This window comes from Stenotrophomonas sp. YJH_SMC_21, assembly GCF_059369555.1.
On sequence record NZ_JCAFSU010000001.1, the window covers coordinates 101,050 to 118,568 of the forward strand.

General features: G+C 67.2%; 11 protein-coding genes and 1 pseudogene. 4 read left to right on the plus strand and 8 right to left on the minus strand.

What is annotated here, in order from left to right; all coding sequences use genetic code 11:
- Positions 1-110: 110 nt before the first annotated feature.
- Together AC5P67_RS00455 and waaA are read right to left on the minus strand one after the other, a co-directional pair.
- Positions 111-1,328 (minus strand): amino acid transporter, encoded by a 1,218-nt coding sequence (locus tag AC5P67_RS00455; protein WP_495214256.1) that lies wholly within the window; start codon positions 1,326-1,328, stop codon positions 111-113.
- 216 nt (positions 1,329-1,544) lie between these two features.
- Positions 1,545-2,843, minus strand: a complete 1,299-nt coding sequence (gene waaA / locus AC5P67_RS00460) for a lipid IV(A) 3-deoxy-D-manno-octulosonic acid transferase (protein WP_099527286.1) — start codon at positions 2,841-2,843, stop codon at positions 1,545-1,547.
- 60 nt (positions 2,844-2,903) lie between these two features.
- Between waaA and AC5P67_RS00465 the strand changes: the two genes are divergently transcribed.
- Positions 2,904-3,821: an LpxL/LpxP family Kdo(2)-lipid IV(A) lauroyl/palmitoleoyl acyltransferase gene (locus tag AC5P67_RS00465; RefSeq protein WP_005410964.1), complete on the plus strand. Its 918-nt coding sequence runs from the start codon at positions 2,904-2,906 to the stop codon at positions 3,819-3,821.
- A gap of 42 nt (positions 3,822-3,863) precedes the next feature.
- Here the strand turns inward: AC5P67_RS00465 and AC5P67_RS00470 are convergent.
- The 4 genes and pseudogenes from AC5P67_RS00470 to AC5P67_RS00485 all read right to left on the minus strand — a co-directional run bounded on the left by AC5P67_RS00470 (position 3,864) and on the right by AC5P67_RS00485 (position 7,018).
- A pseudogene (locus AC5P67_RS00470) lies at positions 3,864-4,228 on the minus strand (transposase).
- Between the two features lie 149 nt (positions 4,229-4,377).
- On the minus strand, positions 4,378-5,709 hold the full coding sequence (locus tag AC5P67_RS00475; protein ID WP_012481209.1) for an O-antigen ligase family protein: 1,332 nt from the start codon (positions 5,707-5,709) through the stop codon (positions 4,378-4,380).
- Positions 5,690-6,805: a glycosyltransferase gene (locus tag AC5P67_RS00480; protein ID WP_065183165.1), complete on the minus strand. Its 1,116-nt coding sequence runs from the start codon at positions 6,803-6,805 to the stop codon at positions 5,690-5,692. Before AC5P67_RS00480 ends, AC5P67_RS00475 begins: the two co-directional genes overlap by 20 nt.
- A gap of 15 nt (positions 6,806-6,820) precedes the next feature.
- Positions 6,821-7,018, minus strand: coding sequence for a zinc-finger domain-containing protein (locus tag AC5P67_RS00485; RefSeq protein ID WP_005410967.1), 198 nt, complete (start codon positions 7,016-7,018; stop codon positions 6,821-6,823).
- Positions 7,019-7,439: 421 nt separating this feature from the next.
- Between AC5P67_RS00485 and AC5P67_RS00490 the strand changes: the two genes are divergently transcribed.
- Positions 7,440-10,784, plus strand: a complete 3,345-nt coding sequence (locus tag AC5P67_RS00490; RefSeq protein WP_495214257.1) for a GH92 family glycosyl hydrolase — start codon at positions 7,440-7,442, stop codon at positions 10,782-10,784.
- The gene (locus AC5P67_RS00495) at positions 10,781-11,524 is read left to right on the plus strand and encodes a basic secretory protein-like protein (RefSeq protein WP_032966989.1); all 744 of its coding nucleotides are present in this window, start codon (positions 10,781-10,783) and stop codon (positions 11,522-11,524) included. The genes AC5P67_RS00490 and AC5P67_RS00495 overlap by 4 nt, the downstream gene beginning before the upstream one ends.
- Positions 11,525-12,100: 576 nt before the next feature.
- Here the strand turns inward: AC5P67_RS00495 and AC5P67_RS00500 are convergent.
- Positions 12,101-14,392, minus strand: coding sequence for an NADP-dependent malic enzyme (locus tag AC5P67_RS00500; protein ID WP_012481213.1), 2,292 nt, complete (start codon positions 14,390-14,392; stop codon positions 12,101-12,103).
- A 231-nt stretch (positions 14,393-14,623) separates the two neighbouring features.
- Complete coding sequence (locus tag AC5P67_RS00505; RefSeq protein ID WP_005410972.1) at positions 14,624-15,967, minus strand: dicarboxylate/amino acid:cation symporter; 1,344 nt, start codon at positions 15,965-15,967, stop codon at positions 14,624-14,626.
- Positions 15,968-16,299: 332 nt separating this feature from the next.
- Between AC5P67_RS00505 and AC5P67_RS00510 the strand changes: the two genes are divergently transcribed.
- Positions 16,300-17,469, plus strand: a complete 1,170-nt coding sequence (locus AC5P67_RS00510; RefSeq protein WP_005414426.1) for an OprO/OprP family phosphate-selective porin — start codon at positions 16,300-16,302, stop codon at positions 17,467-17,469.
- The last annotated feature ends 50 nt before the right edge of the window (positions 17,470-17,519 follow it).

Below are 17,519 nucleotides of genomic sequence, written 5' to 3' on the forward strand. Positions count from 1 at the left end.
ATCAGTGACATAGGAAGCCACCCATGCATCCTATGTACATTTAGGGTATGAGTCGCGAGAGGTGGCTTTTTTTGTTGGTCGCGCGGACGGAAGCATGCACCCACCGACCGTCAGCCGGGCCAGACCCGCATCCGTTCGACTGCGGCCAGCAGACACAGTGCGATGGCTACGGGAGCCAGCACCGGCAGGGCGCGTGACCGCGGTGCCCGTCCGCGCAGCACGGCCACGCACACGGCCCCCATCACCAACAGGGTTGCCGGACCAGGCAGTACCGGCAGGCTGCCCATGGGCGCCCACAACGCCAGCAATGCCGTCGACAGGACGACGGCAACCGGCACCAGTCTCTCCCGGAACTCCAGGGATCGGTCACCTGCCGTCGGCCATAGCTGCATCGCCACCCGCGCAGCCAACATCAGCAGCACCAGGATGAGCGCCACCAACCCTGCCGCTCCCGCCAGCGGCAGCAAGGGCATCACCCAGTACAACTGCGGGTGATGCTGCAGGGCGACCGACAAAGGCCGCGTGCTGGCCAGGGCCGGAAATTCGACCAGGCCCGCCTGCAACGCGGCCAGTACGATCAGCAGCACCATGGCCAGCAGCACGCACGCCGGCAGCAGCGACGGCCGTGCCCTCGCCTGCCTGCCGATGCCAGGAAATCCCAGCGCCAGGCCAACGGTGGCGAACACACCGTACAGCGGCACGCTCGCCGCCAGTACACCGCCGAACCCGAAGCGATAGGGAGCCGTTGCCGGCGGCAGCCATGGAATCCAGTACGCGTAGTGCACATGGCGGGCTGCCAGCACCAGCAACAGCAGGCCGGCGCCGACCTTCACCGTCAGCAGCACGCAGGCAACCAGCACCACACGGTGTGGCCGCAGCAATCCGACCCCTGCAAGCAACAGCAGGCTGGCAGCAGCCATCAGTTGACCCGGCATCCCGTTGCTGGCCTCTATTCCACAACCAGCCAGCAGTACATGCAGATGGTTGGCGACGGACTGCGCAACGCCAGCGGCAGTCACCACCAGTTCCAGCAGCAGCGCGCCACCGAGCAGAACGGCCGGCACGCCTCCCCAGCAGTCCCGCACCACGCCATGCAGGCCATCGGCAGCGGGCCTTTGCTGGTTCAGAACGTGCAGGCAGTACAGCAGCGGCCCTGTGCCCAGCGCGGCCAGCAGCAGGCTCAGGACGATGGCCGGGCCTGCCTGGCCTGCGGTGTGCTGGCCGACCAGCGCGACCACGCCGCCTCCCAGCAGCAAGGTCAGTGCCACCACCACAAGGCGATCGCCGTACCCGGGCTCATCGATGCCGGGGCTGCTGTCGCTGTCCATCGCAAGTTCCCTTGATATCCGCCCAAGCGCGGTCGACAGCAGACTGACAGCCTGTGCCGGGAGGCGGTATCGGAATACGCGCCATGCGCATCACGATGTGACGGCAGGCACGTTGGCAAGGAAGCTCCCGGTCCCGCTACGACAGATTCCAGGTCGCTAAGCAGAATTGACGCGGTCTTTCACGACAGTCACGTCGCGTGCGCCGGCCCTTCGGACTCAGCGGCAAGGCGGCGGCAGGTGCGGTCCGACCAGCGCCAGCGTACGCTGCAGGGCACCGCGTCCGTTGCTGATCAGCGTGCAGCCTGCCCGCGCCATGTCCTCGCGTGCCTGTGGATCTTCGAGCAGGTGCTGCAGCAGTTCGCCGACCGCCTGCACGTCTTCGCCGATCAACAGCGCGCCCGCCTCGCGCATCCGACGGGAAATCTCCGAGAAGTTGTGCAGGTGCGGGCCCGTCACCGCAGCGGTGCCCATCGCCGCCGGCTCCAGCAGGTTGTGGCCACCGATCGGCTGCAGGCTTCCACCGACAAACGCCACCTGCGCGCAGGCATAGAACGGCATCAGCTCGCCCAGGGTATCGATGACGAACACATCGGTTCCAACCTCCGGCCACTGCTTCGCGCGCCGGGTTGCCACGTTCCAGCCCTGCTCCCGCGCCAGCGCCTCCACCTTCGGGAAGCGCTCGGGATGCCGGGGCGCCCACAGCAGCAACAGGTCGGGGTGCTGCCGGCGCAGGCGACGATGCAGATCGATCACCGCCTGTTCTTCACCATCATGGGTACTGGCGGCGATCCACACCGGCCGCCGGGCCGGCACGCGGGCATGGAACTGCTCGACGAAGCCCTGCACGTCCGGCGTAGTGATGTCGAACTTCAGGTTGCCCAGCGCCTGCACCTGCTCCGGCGCGGCACCCAGCTGCACGAAACGCTCGGCATCGTCCTGCGACTGCGCGGCCACGCAGGTGACCGTGCGCAGTGCGCGGCGGATCAATGACGCCAGCAGCCGGTAGCCCCGCAGCGAACGTGCCGAGAGGCGCGCGTTGAGGATGTAGACCGGAATGCCACGGTCACGGCAGCCGAACAGCATGTTCGGCCACAGTTCGGTTTCCAGGATCAGCGCCAGGCTGGGCTGGAAGTGGCCGAGGAAGCGGTTGACGCTGCCGGGCACGTCATACGGCAGGTAGACGTGGTCCAGGGCCTCGCCCCACAGCGCACGCACGCGCTCGGAGCCGGTCGGGGTGATGGTGGTGATGACCCAGCGGATGTCCGGGCGCTCCTTGCGCAGCGCGTTCACCAGCGGCGCAGCGGCATTGACTTCGCCCACCGAGACCGCGTGCAGCCAGACCCGCGGTTGGCCGGTGGGCTGCGGATAGGAGGCATAGCGCTCATCCCAGCGCCGGAAGTATTCACGGACCCGGAAGCCGCGCCAGACCAGGTGGTACACGGTGATCGGCAGCAGGATGTAGAGCACGACCGAATACAGGCCGCGCAGGATCCATTCGACAGGGTCTTTACGCATGCGGCAAGGATACGGGAGCCCCCCGGGAAAGACACGCGGCCGCCTTGGTAGAATGGGCCAATGTCCGATGCCACCACCGCCGTCCGCCCGTCGCTGCGCGATCCCCGCAACTGGCCGATGTTCGCCGCCATGCTGGGCGCCTTCGCCATCGCCCGCCTGCCGTGGATGCTGCAGCGTGCGCTGGGCCGGGGCGTCGGCTGGATCACCTGGCGCCTGCTGGGCAGCCGTCGCCGCGCCGCCGAGGTCAACCTGCAGCTGTGCTTCCCCGAGAAGGACGAGGCCTGGCGCCAGCGCCTGGTGCGCGACAGCTTCGATGCCCTGGGTGTGGGCGTGTTCGAGTGCATCCGCGCCTGGTGGGGCAGCATCGACAGCATCCGCCCGCAGGTGCAGATCGAAGGACTGGAACATCTGCGGCAGATGCAGGCCGAAGGTCGTGGCGTGCTGCTGGTGTCCGGCCATTTCATGACCCTGGAAATGTGCGGGCGCCTGCTGTGCGACTACGTTGATCTTTCAGGCATGTACCGCAAGCACAAGAACCCGGTGTACGAGTGGGCGGTGAAGTTCGGCCGCCTGCGCTACGCCAAGGCAATGTTCGCCAATGAGGACATCCGCGCCACCGTGCGCCACCTGAAGAAGGGCGGCTTCCTCTGGTACGCGCCCGACCAGGACATGCGCGGCAAGGACACCGTGTTCGTGCCGTTCTTCGGCCACACCGCTTCGACCATCACCGCCACCCACCAGCTGGCGCGGATGACCGGCTGTGCGGTGATCCCGTATTTCCATCGCCGCGAAGGCGGGAAGTACTTCCTGAAGATCGGCGCGCCACTGGAGAATTTCCCCAGCGACGACGTGGAAGCCGATACCACGCGGGTCAACCAGGCCATCGAAGAGATGGTGCGCGAGGCGCCCGACCAGTACCTGTGGATCCACCGCCGCTTCAAGCGCCAGCCAGGCGGGCGGAGCGATTTCTACAAGTAGATCCACGCCATGCGTGGATGCTCTTCGATTCCGTGCCGGGATTCACAACGGCCAGCGGCACCAGGCGTACGGGTACTCCCCCACCACGCACGCCAAGCCCGCACGGACCGGATTGGCCAGGATGTACATCGCCTTCTCGTGAAGTGATTCGTCGGTCCGCACTGCATGGTCGTGATAGGCGCGCTGCCACTGCGCAGTTCCATCAGCCAGTGCAGATGGTCGGGCATCACCACCCAGGCGAGATTGTGGCGGAAGCCCCTACGCTCGACGAAGCGCAGGGTGTCGATCAGGATCGCCATGTTCGCCGCATCGGCGAACAACGGTTCACGGCCAAGGGTTGCCGTGGTCAATGAGTACACGTTGCCGGATCGGGAATATCGACCGTAGCGGAGTCTTGGGCTGGCCATGCCTCGAGCGTACGATACGCATGGAAACACCGGTGGGGGTGGGTTACCTGTGTTTGCGTCGGGAAAGCTCCATCCACGCATGGCGTGGATCCACCACAGCAATCTCCGTTCGGTACGCGCAGTAGAGCCACGCCATGCTGGATGGACGATCACACCGCCGTCGGCGTGTCGTCCGCGTCGCGCGCCAGCAGGCTGCCGGCGAACAGCGCGGCCAGCAATACGGTCAGGCCACCCCAGAAGGCCGAATAGAACGCCAGATGGGTGTTCAGCGGGAACACGGTCACCGCCAGCGCCAGCATCGCCGGACGCGCGCGTTCGCGGGCCATTGCCGGCGCGTAGCGCCATGCGCGCCAGGCCTGGGCCACCGCCGCCAGCCACAGCAACAGACCAATCACTCCAGTCTCTGCGAGGATTTCCAGCACGATCTGATGGGCATGAAGCGCCGGGGCATTGCCCCACACGGCCGGCCCGTCCTCCGCCACGCAAGCGGGATAGGCATCGCGGAAACCACGTGCACCCACGCCATTGATCGGGTGCTCTTCAATCATGCAGGCGGCGGCTTCCCAGATCCGCGCGCGCCCTGACAGGGCCTCGTCGACACCACGCTCACCCCCATCCAGGGCCATGGCCGTTCGCGCGAAGCGCTCGCGCAGCTGCGGCACGCTGGCGGTCAGCGCACCGGCGCCGAGCACCGCCACCAGCGCCAGCGCCGCCAGCCGTTTCCAGCCGAACTGGCGCACGCCGCTGTAGGCCAGCACCAGCGCGAAGGTGATCCACGAGGCGCGCGAACCGGCCAACAGCAGCACGCTGCCCAGCGCTGCCGCAGCCAGCAGCCAGCCCGTATTGCCAAAGCGCCGCGCGGCGGGCAGCAGCAGGAACGGCGACAGGCTGGCCAGCACCTGGCCGAACTTCAGGTTGCACGGTCCCAGTGCGCCACTGAGGCGATCTGCCAGTGCGGCCTCGTCGGCCGGGCACAGTGCGTGGCCACTGACCGCCAGCTTCAGGTGTTCCAGCGACCAGAACCATGGGCTGGTGCCGGCCACCGCCTGCACCAGCGCATCCAGCGTCCATGCGCCGGTGATCAGTGCCAGCCCCGCGAAGGTCAGCCGCCGCCGCTCCGGCGTAGCCACTGCGATCGCCACCAGCCACATGAAGGGCAGATAGCGCAGGCCCGCAGCAGCCTTGGTCCACGAGGCCGCCGGATCGATCGCATCGAATGCGGAGAATGCCTGCGGCAGCCAGTAACCAAGGAACAGGATCGAAGTCAGTGCCCAGGCCGCCGTGCTCAACAGATGCGGGCGGCGCTGCAGGCGGCGCGTCACCATGCGCGCCGCCGCGTACAGCGCGCCCAGGCCCAACACGGTTTCGGCGATGCCTGGCAACGGCCACATCGCCACGTACGCCAGCACCCACCAGGGCGCCCAGCGCCCGGCGCGGTCGTCGCGCACGATGACGGCGGGGTCAGCCGGCGAGGTTGGCATAGAGGCGGAGGGTATCGCGCTGCATGGCCTGCAGGGTAAACGGGATGCGGGTCGGCAAGGACGGGGGCTGGGCCAGCAGGGCCAGCGCACGTTCACCCAATGCCCGCGCATCGCCGAGCGGCACGGCACCTGCGGGTTGCAGCTGCCGAAGCAGCTCACCGACGCCGCCATGGTCCCAACCCAGCACCGGCCGGCCCACCGACAACGCCTCGACCACGGTGCGGCCGAACGCTTCGGGCTTGTCCGACAGCTGCAGTACCAGGTCGCTGGCCGCGTAGGCCTGGGCGATGCGTGCGGTCGGCGTGCTGATGTGCACGGCCTCGGCCACGCCGAGCGCGGCCGCCTGCCGGCGCAGGTCGGCCACGTAGGCTTCACGGCCGGGCTCATCGGTGCCCAGCATCCACAACTGTGCCGGCACGCCGGCGGCGCGCACATCCGCCAGCAGCTGCAATGCGTGTGCGTGGCCCTTCAGGCGGGTGCCACGCCCCGGCAACAGCAGCAAGGGGCCTTCAACCTGCGCCAGCCATGGGTACTCTGCCGCAAGCGCCATCCGCGGACGGCGATCGGCACGCGCCACGCGCGGGAACTGGGCCACATCGACGCCACGCGGAATCACCTGCAATGCCTGTTCGGGCACGGTCGGGTAGTGCCGCTGCACGTAATCGCGCACGGTGTTGGACACGCAGATCACGCGTTCGCCGCTGGTCATCACCGCGCTGTAGCGGCTGGGCGAATTCAGCCCATGCACGGTGGTCACCCAGTGCGGGCGTTGCGCGGCAGGCAGGGCACGGATTGCATACAGACCCAGCCAGGCCGGCAGCCGCGAGCGGGCATGCACGATGTCCGCACCAATCTCGGCAAACAAGCGGCGCAGGGTCGGCAAGTGGCGCAGGGTCAGCAGCGACTTGCGGCCGATGTCCAGGGTGAGGTGCTCGGCACCGCTGTCGAGCAGCGGCTGCACCAGGCGGCCACCGGCGGAAACCACCAGCGCGCGATGGCCGGCGGCGACCAGGGCCGCAGCGATTTCCAGGGTCGAGCGCTCGACGCCGCCGGAGTGCAGCGCCGGCAGCAACTGCACCACGGTCAATCGGCGCATCGAAGGGGCGGCCGCTTAGTCGGCCAGCACGAACACGGAACCGCAGTACGGGCACTGCGCTTCGCCATTGGGCTCGTCTTCGATCGGCAGGTACACGCGCGGATGCGAGTTCCACAGCGCCATTTCCGGGGTCGGGCAGCTCAGCGGCAGATCGCTGCGGTGCACGGTGTAGCGCTTCTCGGCGTTGGCGGGCGCAGTGGCGGTATGGCTCATGGCGGATGTCGATGAACGGGTTGCGAGGCCTGTGATTCTAGCATCCAGGCCGCCCCGACATTGCGCCGCAACGGGTCTTTGCGCGTACCGGGCCGATTCCCTGCGACCTTGCATGCCACTTCGGGATGAGGTGCCGGTGGGAATTCCCGACCGATCCTGCAGATCCACCCCGGGAAACCACCGACAACGATATTTACCGCATTTGGATCGAACTAAATGGCACTTGTCAGGTTGCCACGGCTGTTGCAGGATCGGGCCAGGTCGTGAACCGGCCTATCCCAATCCGACCCGATCGCATGGCCCGCCCCCACCGGACCGGCATCGCCTCTTCCACTGCCATCGCGGCGGGCGGAGCGATGCTGTCCGTGGTGTCCGCCGATGCGGGTTCTGCCCGCCGCCAGCCCTTCCGGGAGACCCCTGCATGACCCTGTCCGATCCACGCCGCGCCCTGCTTCCGCTCGCCCTGGCCCTGGCCTGTGCGACTACCGCGATGCCGGTGCTGGCACAGGGACTGCAGAGCTCGTTCGAGCCGGGCCAGCCGGCTCCGGAACCGGCCGCAGGCGCATTGCAGGTCACGATCGGCAATGGCCCCGCGGCGCCCTACGCCGCCAAGCGCAATGTCGGCTACAGCGGCCTGCACGCACTGCGCTACAGCAGTGGAGGTGGCAATGCGCGGCGCGAACTGTTCAAGGCGGACGTGACCATCGAGGCCGATACCACCCTGTCGTGGTTGGTGCTGCCGGAGATCGTCGGCAAGGACACCGTGGCTTCGACCTATGTGTCTCTGGACCTGCTGCTGGACGATGGCAGTCGGGTTTCGGCCGGCGCTGCGCGTGACCAGCATGGGGTGGCCCTCGGCGCCCGCGCGCAGGGCGACTCGAAGACGCTGTACCCGCAGCAATGGGCGCGCAAGGCGGTGCGGCTGGGCGATGTGCCCGCGCTGAAGGGCCGCCGCGTGGTGGCGATCGAACTGGAGGTGGCCAGTGCCGACGGCGCACCGGTCTCCGGCTGGATTGATGACGTTCGCCTGGACACCGTGCCACGGCAGCAGCCAGCGCGCGTCTCCGACTGGGTACTGACCACCCGCGGTACCCAGGCCAACGGCACCTTCTCGCGTGGCAACAATTTCCCGGCCACGGCGGTGCCGCACGGGTTCAACTTCTGGACCCCGGTCACCGATGCCGGTGCGCTGAACTGGCTGTACCGCTGGAACGAGCAGAACGACGCGCAGAACCGTCCTCAGCTGCAGGCGCTTGCGCTGAGCCACCAACCCAGCCCGTGGATGGGCGACCGCCAGACCTTCCAGGTGATGCCATCGGCCAGTCGTGGCGTGCCGGAGGCTGACCGCCGCAAGCGTGCCCTGTCGTTCGACCGCAGCCATGAAAGCGCCCGCCCTTACCGCTACGACGTGCGCTTCGACAACGGCGTCGCGGCATCGATCGCGCCGACCGACCATGCCGCGCTGTTCCGCTTTGACTTCCCGGAGGACGGCGACGCCAACCTGCTGTTCGACAATGTCGATGCACGCGGTGGCCTGACTCTGGACGCCGCCACGCAGACGCTGTCCGGCTACACCGACACGCGCAGCGGCCTGTCCAACGGCGCCAGCCGCATGTACGTGGTGGCCCGCTTCGACAAGCCGTGGCGCAGCAGTGGGCGCCTCGACACCGGCCGACCGACCGGCTACATCAAGTTCGATGCCGGCAGCGAACGACGGGTGACCATGCGCATCGCCACTTCGCTGATCTCGGTGGAGCAGGCACGACACAACCTGGCGCTGGAAATCGCCGCCACCGATACGCTGGAGAGCGTGGCCGGCCGTGCGCAGGATGCATGGGACGCACGCCTGGCCCGCTTCGACATCGGCGATGCCAGCGACGACCAGAAGACCACGCTGTATTCCAGCCTGTACCGGCTGTTCCTGTACCCGAATTCCGGCCATGAAAACGTGGGCAGCACCGCCGCACCGGAGTGGCGCTACGCCAACCAGGCCAGCGCCAGCGATGACAACACCGATGGCAGCGCGACCCGCACCTTTGCCGCCGTGCGCGATGGCAAGGTGTTCGTCAACAATGGCTTCTGGGACACCTTCCGCACCACGTGGCCGGCCTACGCGCTGTTCACGCCCGACGATGCCGGGCAGATGGTGCAGGGTTTCATCGAGCAGTACCGCGCTGGCGGCTGGATCGCGCGCTGGTCGTCGCCGGGCTACGCGGACCTGATGGTCGGCACCAGCTCGGACGTGGCCTTCGCCGATGTGTGGCTGAAGGGCGTCGGCGGCTTCGATCCGGGCGAGGCCTACGCCGCCGCGCTGAAGAACGCGACCGTGGTACCACCCGACCGCCATGTCGGCCGCAAGGGCATGGACCGTTCGACCTTCCGGGGCTACGCCAGCGCCGACGTGCATGAGGGCATGTCGTGGACGATGGAAGGCGCACTCAATGACTTCGGCATCGCCAACATGGCCGATGCGCTGGCCAAGCGCGCGGCCACGCCGGCCGCACGCGAGCGCTACAGCACCGAAGCCGACTACTTCCGCCACCGCGCTGCCAGCTACGCGACGATGTTCGACCCTGCCGCCGGCTTCTTCCAGGGCCGCAAGGCGGATGGCCGCTGGCGCGTGGACGCCAAGGACTACGACCCGCGCGTGTGGGGCCACGATTACACCGAATCCAACGGCTGGACCTTCGCCTTCACTGCCGCCCATGACGGCGAAGGCCTGGCCGCGCTGTACGGTGGCCGCGACAAGCTGGCGGCGAAGCTGGATACCTTCTTCGCCACGCCGGAAACCGCAGACCCGGCACTGGCCGGCTCCTACGGCGGCACCATCCACGAGATGACCGAAGCGCGCGACGTGCGCATGGGCATGTACGCGCACAGCAACCAGCCGGCGCACCACATCCCGTGGATGTACCTGTATGCCGGGCAGCCGTGGAAGACCCAGCAGCACGTGCGCGAGATCCTGTCGCGGCTTTACGTCGGCAGCGAGATCGGCCAGGGCTATCCGGGCGATGAGGACAACGGCGAAACCTCGGCATGGTACGTGCTGGCCTCGCTGGGCCTGTACCCGCTGCGCATGGGCGCCCCGGAGTACGTGATCGGCTCGCCGGCCTTCGAACATGCACGCGTGGAGCTGCAGGGTGGCGCGGTGCTGACCGTGAACGCGGCCAACAACTCGCGCGAGAACGTCTACGTGCAGTCGCTGAAGATCAACGGCAAGCCGTGGACGAAGACCTGGGTGCCACACGACCTGATCGCCAAGGGCGCGACCCTCGACTTCGTGATGGGACCCCGTCCGTCGCGCTGGGGCAGCGGCGTGGACGATGTGCCGCGCTCGTTGACCGCGCGCGGCCAGCGCCCGCAGCTGCTGCACGACCTGCTCGGCAGCGGCGCGAAGGCGACGCTGGCCGATGGCCGCGCCCTGCCCGCACTGGTCGATGACGATGCGAGTACCACCGTGGGCCTGGGCGGCGGCGCAACCATCGCGCTGACCGGACTGAGCGACGGCACGCCGACGATGTACACGCTCACCAGCGGCGACGGCCGCATCCAGGGCGGTGAGTGGACGCTGGAGGCGCGCAACGGCGGCGGCAGCTGGACCGTGCTCGACCAGCGCAGCGGCGAAGACTTCGAATCCGCCCGCCAGACCCGTCCGTTCCGCATCGCCAGACCCGGCCGCTACAGCGAATACCGCCTGCGCCTGGCGGCACCGGCACGGCTGCCACTGGCGGAGATCGAACTGCTGGCGGCCGGCACCGTACAATGAGCCGCATGCGCTACCGTCTTCTGCCTCTGGCCCTTGTTGCCCTGTCCTTCTCAAGTTTCGGCCAGACCCAGGCGTTCGATACGCAGCTGACCCGCGACGGCGTGACGCTGAACTACCAGGACGCCCGTGGCGCCTTGGCCGCGCCGCAGCGCAAGCGGGTGATCGATACGTTCTTCTTCGCCTACCTGCGCGAACGCGCGGACTTTCACCCGGCCGCGCCGGCGATGGTGCGCATCGTGATCGATCCGGCCTACACCGGCATCGCCTTCGTCGGCGACAAGGACCAGGCAGCGACGATCACCATCAACCCAGGCTGGTTGGCGCAGCACCCGAACGACATCGACCTGGTCACCCATGAGGCGATGCACATCGTGCAGGGCTATCCAGGTTACGGCGATGCACGGGTGCCGGGGTGGCTGGTGGAAGGCATCGCCGACTACGCACGCGACCGCTACGGCATGGACAATGCCGCCGCAGGCTGGGTACTGCCGGGCAAGGTCGAGAAGGGGCAGAATTTCGACAGCGGCTACCGGGTGACCGGTGCTTTCCTGAAATGGGCCGAGGCCGAGTATCCCGGCCTGGTGCTGGCGCTGGACAAGGCCCTGCGCGACGGCCGCTATACGCCGGCGCTGTGGCAGAAGCACACCGGCAAGGCACTGCCGGCGCTGTGGACGCAGTACGCCAAGCCGCGTTCGGATGCACCGCCGCCGGCACCAGCGCGCCGCGGCAAGCGGCGCTGACTGGGCGATCAACTGGGTATTGCGGCGACTGGGTATTGCGGCGACTGGGTAGAGTCGACTGTTAGTCGACTGCCTTTCGTACAGCCCCCGAAAACCCCGCGCTTCGCGCGATAGTCGACCAACGGTCGACTCTACCTCGCTGGCGTCTACGCCTCAGCGCGACTGCACGAAGCCGGCGTACAGCGCGAACAACTGCTGGAAGTACCGCCGCGTCACTCGATTGCGCATGACACCCTCACCCGTGGAAAGTTGGTCGGGCCCAGGGTGGGAAGGCCGGTCCGGTCCCTTCCCACGGCCGGGCCGCGTGGGCGTATTGGGCCGCAACGGCGTTGCAGGGACATGACCGGGTTGCGTAGCGCGTGTGGCAGCGGTGGGACCGGCGTTGGGACCGGCATCGGGACCGGCGTTGGGACCGGTAGAGTCGACCGTTGGTCGACTATCGCGCGATAGCGCGGGATTTTCGGCGCCCGAATCAAGAGCAGTCGACTAACAGTCGACTCTACCCGTTTCCGCTTTGCGGAAACAGAAACGCGCCCCGTAGGGCGCGTTTCTGCAGATCGAATCGGGAAGAAAGCCTCAGGCCTTCTTTTCCGCTTCGATCTGCTTCCTGATCTGCGCATCCACCGCTGCAATCGCGGTCATGTTCAGGATCCTGCGCGAGGTCGCGCTGGTGGTCAGGATGTGCACCGGCTTGTTCACGCCCATCAGGATCGGGCCGATCGCCACGCCGTCGGTGAACACACGCACCAGGTTGTAGGCGATGTTGGCCGCTTCCAGGTTCGGCAGCACGAACAGGTTGGCGCGACCCTGCAGGGTCGAGCCCGGCAGCAGCTTCTGGCGCAGCGCTTCATCCCATGCGGTGTCGCCCTGCATTTCGCCGTCCACGTTCAGACGCGGGTTGCGCTTGAGCAGCAGCTCGCGCACCTGGCGCATCTTCAGCGCGTCCTTGGAATCGTGGCTGCCGAAGTTGGAGTGCGACAGCAGCGCCACCTTCGGCTCGATGCCGAACAGCTTCATGCGGTAGGCCGCCTGCAGGGTCGCTTCGCACAGCTGCTCGGCGGTCGGGTCTTCCTGCACGTGGGTATCGACGAAGAAGAACACGCCCTGCTGGTTGATCACGCCGGTCATCGCAGAGGTCGAGGTGACCTTCGGCTCCAGCGGCAGCACGCTGCGCACGTAGCCCAGCTTCTTGTGGAAGCGCCCGACGATGCCGGTCAGCATCGCATCGGCTTCGCCACGGGCCACCATCACCGCCGCGATCAGGGTCGGGCGCGAACGCATCAGGTTCTTCGCCGCGGCCACGGTCACGCCACGACGGCCGGTCAGGCCGTGGTAGTACTGCCAGTATTCGTTGAAGCGCGGGTCGTCGTTGATGTTGGTGACTTCAACGTTCTCGCCGATCTTCAGGCGCAGGCCGAGGCGTTCGATGCGCGATTCGATCACTTCCGGGCGGCCGATCAGGATCGGGTGTGCCAGGCCGTCGTCGACCACGTTCTGCACCGCCTGCAGCACCACTTCCTCTTCGCCTTCGGCGTACACCACGCGCTGCTTGTCGCTGCGCGCGCGGTCGTAGACCGGCTTCATCATCAGGCTGGTGCGGTAGACGAACTGGGCCAGCTTGTCACGGTAGGCGCCCATGTCCTCGATCGGGCGCGAGGCCACGCCCGAGTCCATCGCGGCCTGGGCCACGGCGGCCGACAGCTCCACCAGCAGGCGGCGGTCGAACGGGCGCGGGATCAGGTATTCACGGCCGAAGCTCGGCGTCTCGCCACCGTAGGCCGAGCCCATGTCGGTGGCCGCACGACGGGCCAGCGCGGCGATGGCACGCACGCAGGCGATCTTCATTTCCTCGTTGATCGCGGTGGCGCCCACGTCCAGCGCACCGCGGAACAGGTACGGGAAGCACAGCACGTTGTTGACCTGGTTCGGGTAGTCCGAACGGCCGGTGCCGATGATCGCGTCCGGACGCGCGGCGCGCGCCACCTCCGGCATGATTTCCGGGGTCGGGTTGGCCAGCGCGAAGATCACAGGGTCCGGCGCCATGGTCTTAACCATGTCGGCAGTCAGGATGCCCGGTGCCGACAGGCCCAGGAAGATGTCCGCGCCGTCGACGATCTCGGCCAGGGTGCGCTTGTCGGTGTCGCGCGCATAGCGCTGCTTTTCCGGATCCAGGTCGGTACGACCGGTGTGGATCACGCCCTCGCGGTCGAAGGCCAGGATGTTTTCCGGCTTCAGGCCCAGCTGCACCAGCATGTTCACGCAGGAAATGCCGGCCGCGCCCATGCCCGTGGTCGCCAGCTTCACGTCCTCGATCTTCTTGCCGGTGATCGCCATGGCGTTGAGCACGGCCGCACCGACGATGATCGCCGTGCCGTGCTGGTCGTCATGGAACACCGGAATCTTCATGCGCTCGCGCAGCTTGCGCTCGACCACGAAGCACTCCGGCGCCTTGATGTCTTCCAGGTTGATGCCGCCGAAGGTCGGCTCCAGCGAGGCGATGATGTCGACCAGCTTGTCCGGGTCGGTTTCATCCACTTCGATGTCGAACACATCGATGCCGGCGAACTTCTGGAACAGCACGCCCTTGCCTTCCATCACCGGCTTGCCGGCCAGCGCGCCGATGTTGCCCAGGCCCAGCACCGCGGTGCCGTTGGAGATCACCGCCACCAGGTTGCCGCGGGCGGTCAGCTCGCTGGCCTGCTGCGGGTCGGCCTTGATCGCTTCACAGGCGTACGCCACGCCCGGCGAATACGCCAGCGACAGGTCGCGCTGGGTCAGCATGGGCTTGGTAGCGGAAACCTTGATCTTTCCCGGCGGGGACATCCGGTGGTAATCGAGGGCGGCCTGTTTGAAATCTTCGTTGGACATCGATGTGGGTTACATGAATGGGCAGAAGGGACAGGGGATGATACCCCCGTTGGAGCGTCTGGACCTGTCGCTATCCTGTCGCAGGCATGCTGCGACTGCACAATTCCGTGCCGTATGCGACGGTACCGGGATGCCAAGCATCGGCGCCCCCGATGACAGCCATGGGACGCGCTGAAACGCCGCGGGGCCGTACCACTGTCGTGATCGGCCCCGCGGTACCACACACCTGGGTCAGCCCTTGGCCGGCAGCGCCTCGGGCAGTGCGTCCACCGGCGGCGGCAGCTCGCTTTCGCGGCCATCCAGCGCCAGCTGCAGGCGGTTGCGGTCCAGCGCGCCTTCCCAGCGCGAAACCACCACGGTGGCCACCGCATTGCCGATGAAGTTGGTCAGCGAGCGGCATTCGCTCATGAAACGGTCCACGCCCAGGATCAGCGCCATGCCGGCCACCGGTACCTCCGGCACCACGGCAAGGGTGGCGGCCAGGGTGATGAAGCCGGCACCGGTGACGCCGGCCGCACCCTTGGAGCTGAGCATGGCAACCAGCAGCAGGGCGATCTGGTGGCCCAGGGTCAGTTCGGTGTTGGTGGCCTGGGCAATGAACAGTGCCGCCAGGGTCATGTAGATGTTGGTGCCGTCCAGGTTGAACGAGTAGCCGGTCGGGACCACCAGGCCCACCACCGACTTGCTGCAACCGGCGCGTTCCATCTTCTCCATCAGCGACGGCAGCGCCGACTCCGACGAGGAAGTGCCCAGCACCAGCAGCAGCTCGGCCTTCAGGTAGCGCGCCAGCTTGAACACCGAGAAGCCGCACAGTCGGCAGACCACACCGAGGATCACTGCCACGAACAGGAACGCGGTGAGGTAGAACGAGCCCACCAGCCACGCCAGGTTGACCAGCGAACCGACGCCGTACTTGCCGATGGTGAAGGCGATGGCGCCGAAGGCACCGATCGGGGCGGCCTTCATCAGGATGTGCACCAGCTTGAACACCGGGGCGACCAGCGCCTCCAGGAAGTTCAGGATCGGCTTGCCCTTCTCGCCCACCGAGGCCAGCGCGATGCCGAACAGCACCGCGATGAACAGCACCTGCAGGATGTTGCCGTCGACGAAGGCGCTCACCAGCGTCTTCGGAATGATGTCCATCAGGAAACCGACCAGGGTCAGGTCGTGCGACTTCTCGACGTAGCTGTGCACCGCGGTCTGGTCCAGCTCGGCCGGGTTGATGTTCATGCCGGCGCCGGGCTGCACCACGTGCGCCACGATCATGCCCACGATCAGTGCCAGCGTGGAGAAGAACAGGAAGTACGCCATCGCCTTGGCGAACACCCGGCCCACCGTGCGCAGGTGGGTCATGCTGGCGATGCCGGTGACGATGGTGAGGAAGATCACCGGCGCGATGATCATCTTCACCAGGTTGATGAAGGCATCGCCGAGCGGCTTCATCTTCTCGCCGATCAGCGGTTCGTAGTGGCCGAGGATGGCGCCCAGGACGATCGCCACGATCACCTGGAAATACAGCTGGCGATAGATCGGCAACGGCTTTGCAGGCGCCGGGGCTGCGGTCGGGATGTGCATGGCGGACTCCGGAAGTGGCGTTTTCAGGCACGTACGGCCCCGGGACAGCACGGGAACCGTTACCGTGGAAACTGATCGCAGGCCCTGTGCTGCATGCGCAGGAGGTGCGACCAATGGACGCCTTTGTACGCGCCGGGCACGCCGGCGCAGATAACCTATTGGTACTAGCCCCCCGGTTCAGGTGGCGGCGATGCCTACACTGGCGCCGCACCGCCCGATCCTGGGGAGGCCGGTGGCCCGTGCTGAACGGCCGGGCGCGTCATTGCGAAAGTTTCGGCCCCTGCGGCCGTTGTTGTCCTGTCCACACGCAATCTGAGAGAGCCGCACCCAACATGCGCCCGATTCCCACCTTGCTGGCCCTGTCGCTGGCCGCGCTTCCCGCCTTCGCTTCGGCTGCCGATTTCGACAACTGGCCGACCAAGTACGCCTTCGGCGACGGCACCGAGTTGGCCGCTACCGCCAACATCGCCTACGACTACAACGATTTCTCCTCGGGCAGCGGCCTGGAGGACGACGACGCCGTGCGCCGCAAGGAGTTCGGTGCGACGCTGAAGAAGAAGGGCGTCTACGACGCGATGGTCTACTACGACTTCCAGTCCGATACCTGGCTGGACGTGTTCGTGCGCTTCGAGAGCAAGGCCTTCTTCGGTCGCGACATCGGTCGCTTCCGCTTCGGCTACATGAAGACGCCGGTCGGCCTGGATGCGAACACCTCTTCGCGCGCCGGCAGCTTCCTGGAAACCGCACTGCCCGTGCAGGCCTTCTACGAAGGCCGCCGCACCGGCGTGGAATGGGTGCTGGAGCGTCCGCAGTACCTGCTGCAGGCCGGCGCCTATGGCGGCAAGGACCTGCAGGGTGACAACCCCGGGACCACCCAGGCAGTACGTGCGGTGTGGACCCCGGTGAAGGCGCCCGGTGACGTGATCCACCTGGGACTGGCCTACTCGCAGGAAAATCCGCGCGGTTACAGCGATGGCCGTGACGTGCACCACGAGGCCAGCGCGCGCCTTCGCGCACGCCCGGAAGCCGGCCTGACCGACATCCGCTACGTCGATTCCGGCGCCCTGGTCACCGCCGACCAGATCCGCCGCACCGGCCTGGAAGGCATCTGGATCCGCGGTCCGTTCTCGCTGCAGGCCGAAGCCCTGCGCGCCACGGTCACCCGCCATGACGGCAAGCCCGACTACACCGGCAGCGGCCAGTACGCGATGGCCAGCTGGGTGCTGACCGGCGAGTCGCGCCCGTACAACGCAGGTGCCGTGGCCAACATCAAGCCGGCGCACGACTACGGCGCGGTGGAACTGGTGGCCCGTTACAGCCGCATGGACCTGGACGATGGCAGCATCCTTGGTGGCCGCCAGCACGACCTGACCCTGGGCGCGAACTGGTACCTGACCAGCCACTTCAAGTTCCAGGCCAACTACGTGAAGGTCGACGCCAGCCGTCGTGGTGTGCACAGCACGCCGGAGATCTTCGAGCTGCGCGCGCAGATGCACTTCTGACCCCTTCCACGTCAGATCCCGGCGGGCGTGCACGTCACGCCCGCCGGCCC

Excerpts from the sequence above, each read along its gene's own strand:
- AC5P67_RS00455 (WP_495214256.1), bottom strand. The coding sequence starts at position 1,328 with ATGGACAGCGACAGCAGCCCCGGCATCGATGAGCCCGGGTACGGCGAT.
- waaA (WP_099527286.1), bottom strand. The coding sequence starts at position 2,843 with ATGCGTAAAGACCCTGTCGAATGGATCCTGCGCGGCCTGTATTCGGTC.
- AC5P67_RS00465 (WP_005410964.1), top strand. The coding sequence starts at position 2,904 with ATGTCCGATGCCACCACCGCCGTCCGCCCGTCGCTGCGCGATCCCCGC.
- AC5P67_RS00475 (WP_012481209.1), bottom strand. The coding sequence starts at position 5,709 with ATGCCAACCTCGCCGGCTGACCCCGCCGTCATCGTGCGCGACGACCGC.
- AC5P67_RS00480 (WP_065183165.1), bottom strand. The coding sequence starts at position 6,805 with ATGCGCCGATTGACCGTGGTGCAGTTGCTGCCGGCGCTGCACTCCGGC.
- AC5P67_RS00485 (WP_005410967.1), bottom strand. The coding sequence starts at position 7,018 with ATGAGCCATACCGCCACTGCGCCCGCCAACGCCGAGAAGCGCTACACC.
- AC5P67_RS00490 (WP_495214257.1), top strand. The coding sequence starts at position 7,440 with ATGACCCTGTCCGATCCACGCCGCGCCCTGCTTCCGCTCGCCCTGGCC.
- AC5P67_RS00495 (WP_032966989.1), top strand. The coding sequence starts at position 10,781 with ATGAGCCGCATGCGCTACCGTCTTCTGCCTCTGGCCCTTGTTGCCCTG.
- AC5P67_RS00500 (WP_012481213.1), bottom strand. The coding sequence starts at position 14,392 with ATGTCCAACGAAGATTTCAAACAGGCCGCCCTCGATTACCACCGGATG.
- AC5P67_RS00505 (WP_005410972.1), bottom strand. The coding sequence starts at position 15,967 with ATGCACATCCCGACCGCAGCCCCGGCGCCTGCAAAGCCGTTGCCGATC.
- AC5P67_RS00510 (WP_005414426.1), top strand. The coding sequence starts at position 16,300 with ATGCGCCCGATTCCCACCTTGCTGGCCCTGTCGCTGGCCGCGCTTCCC.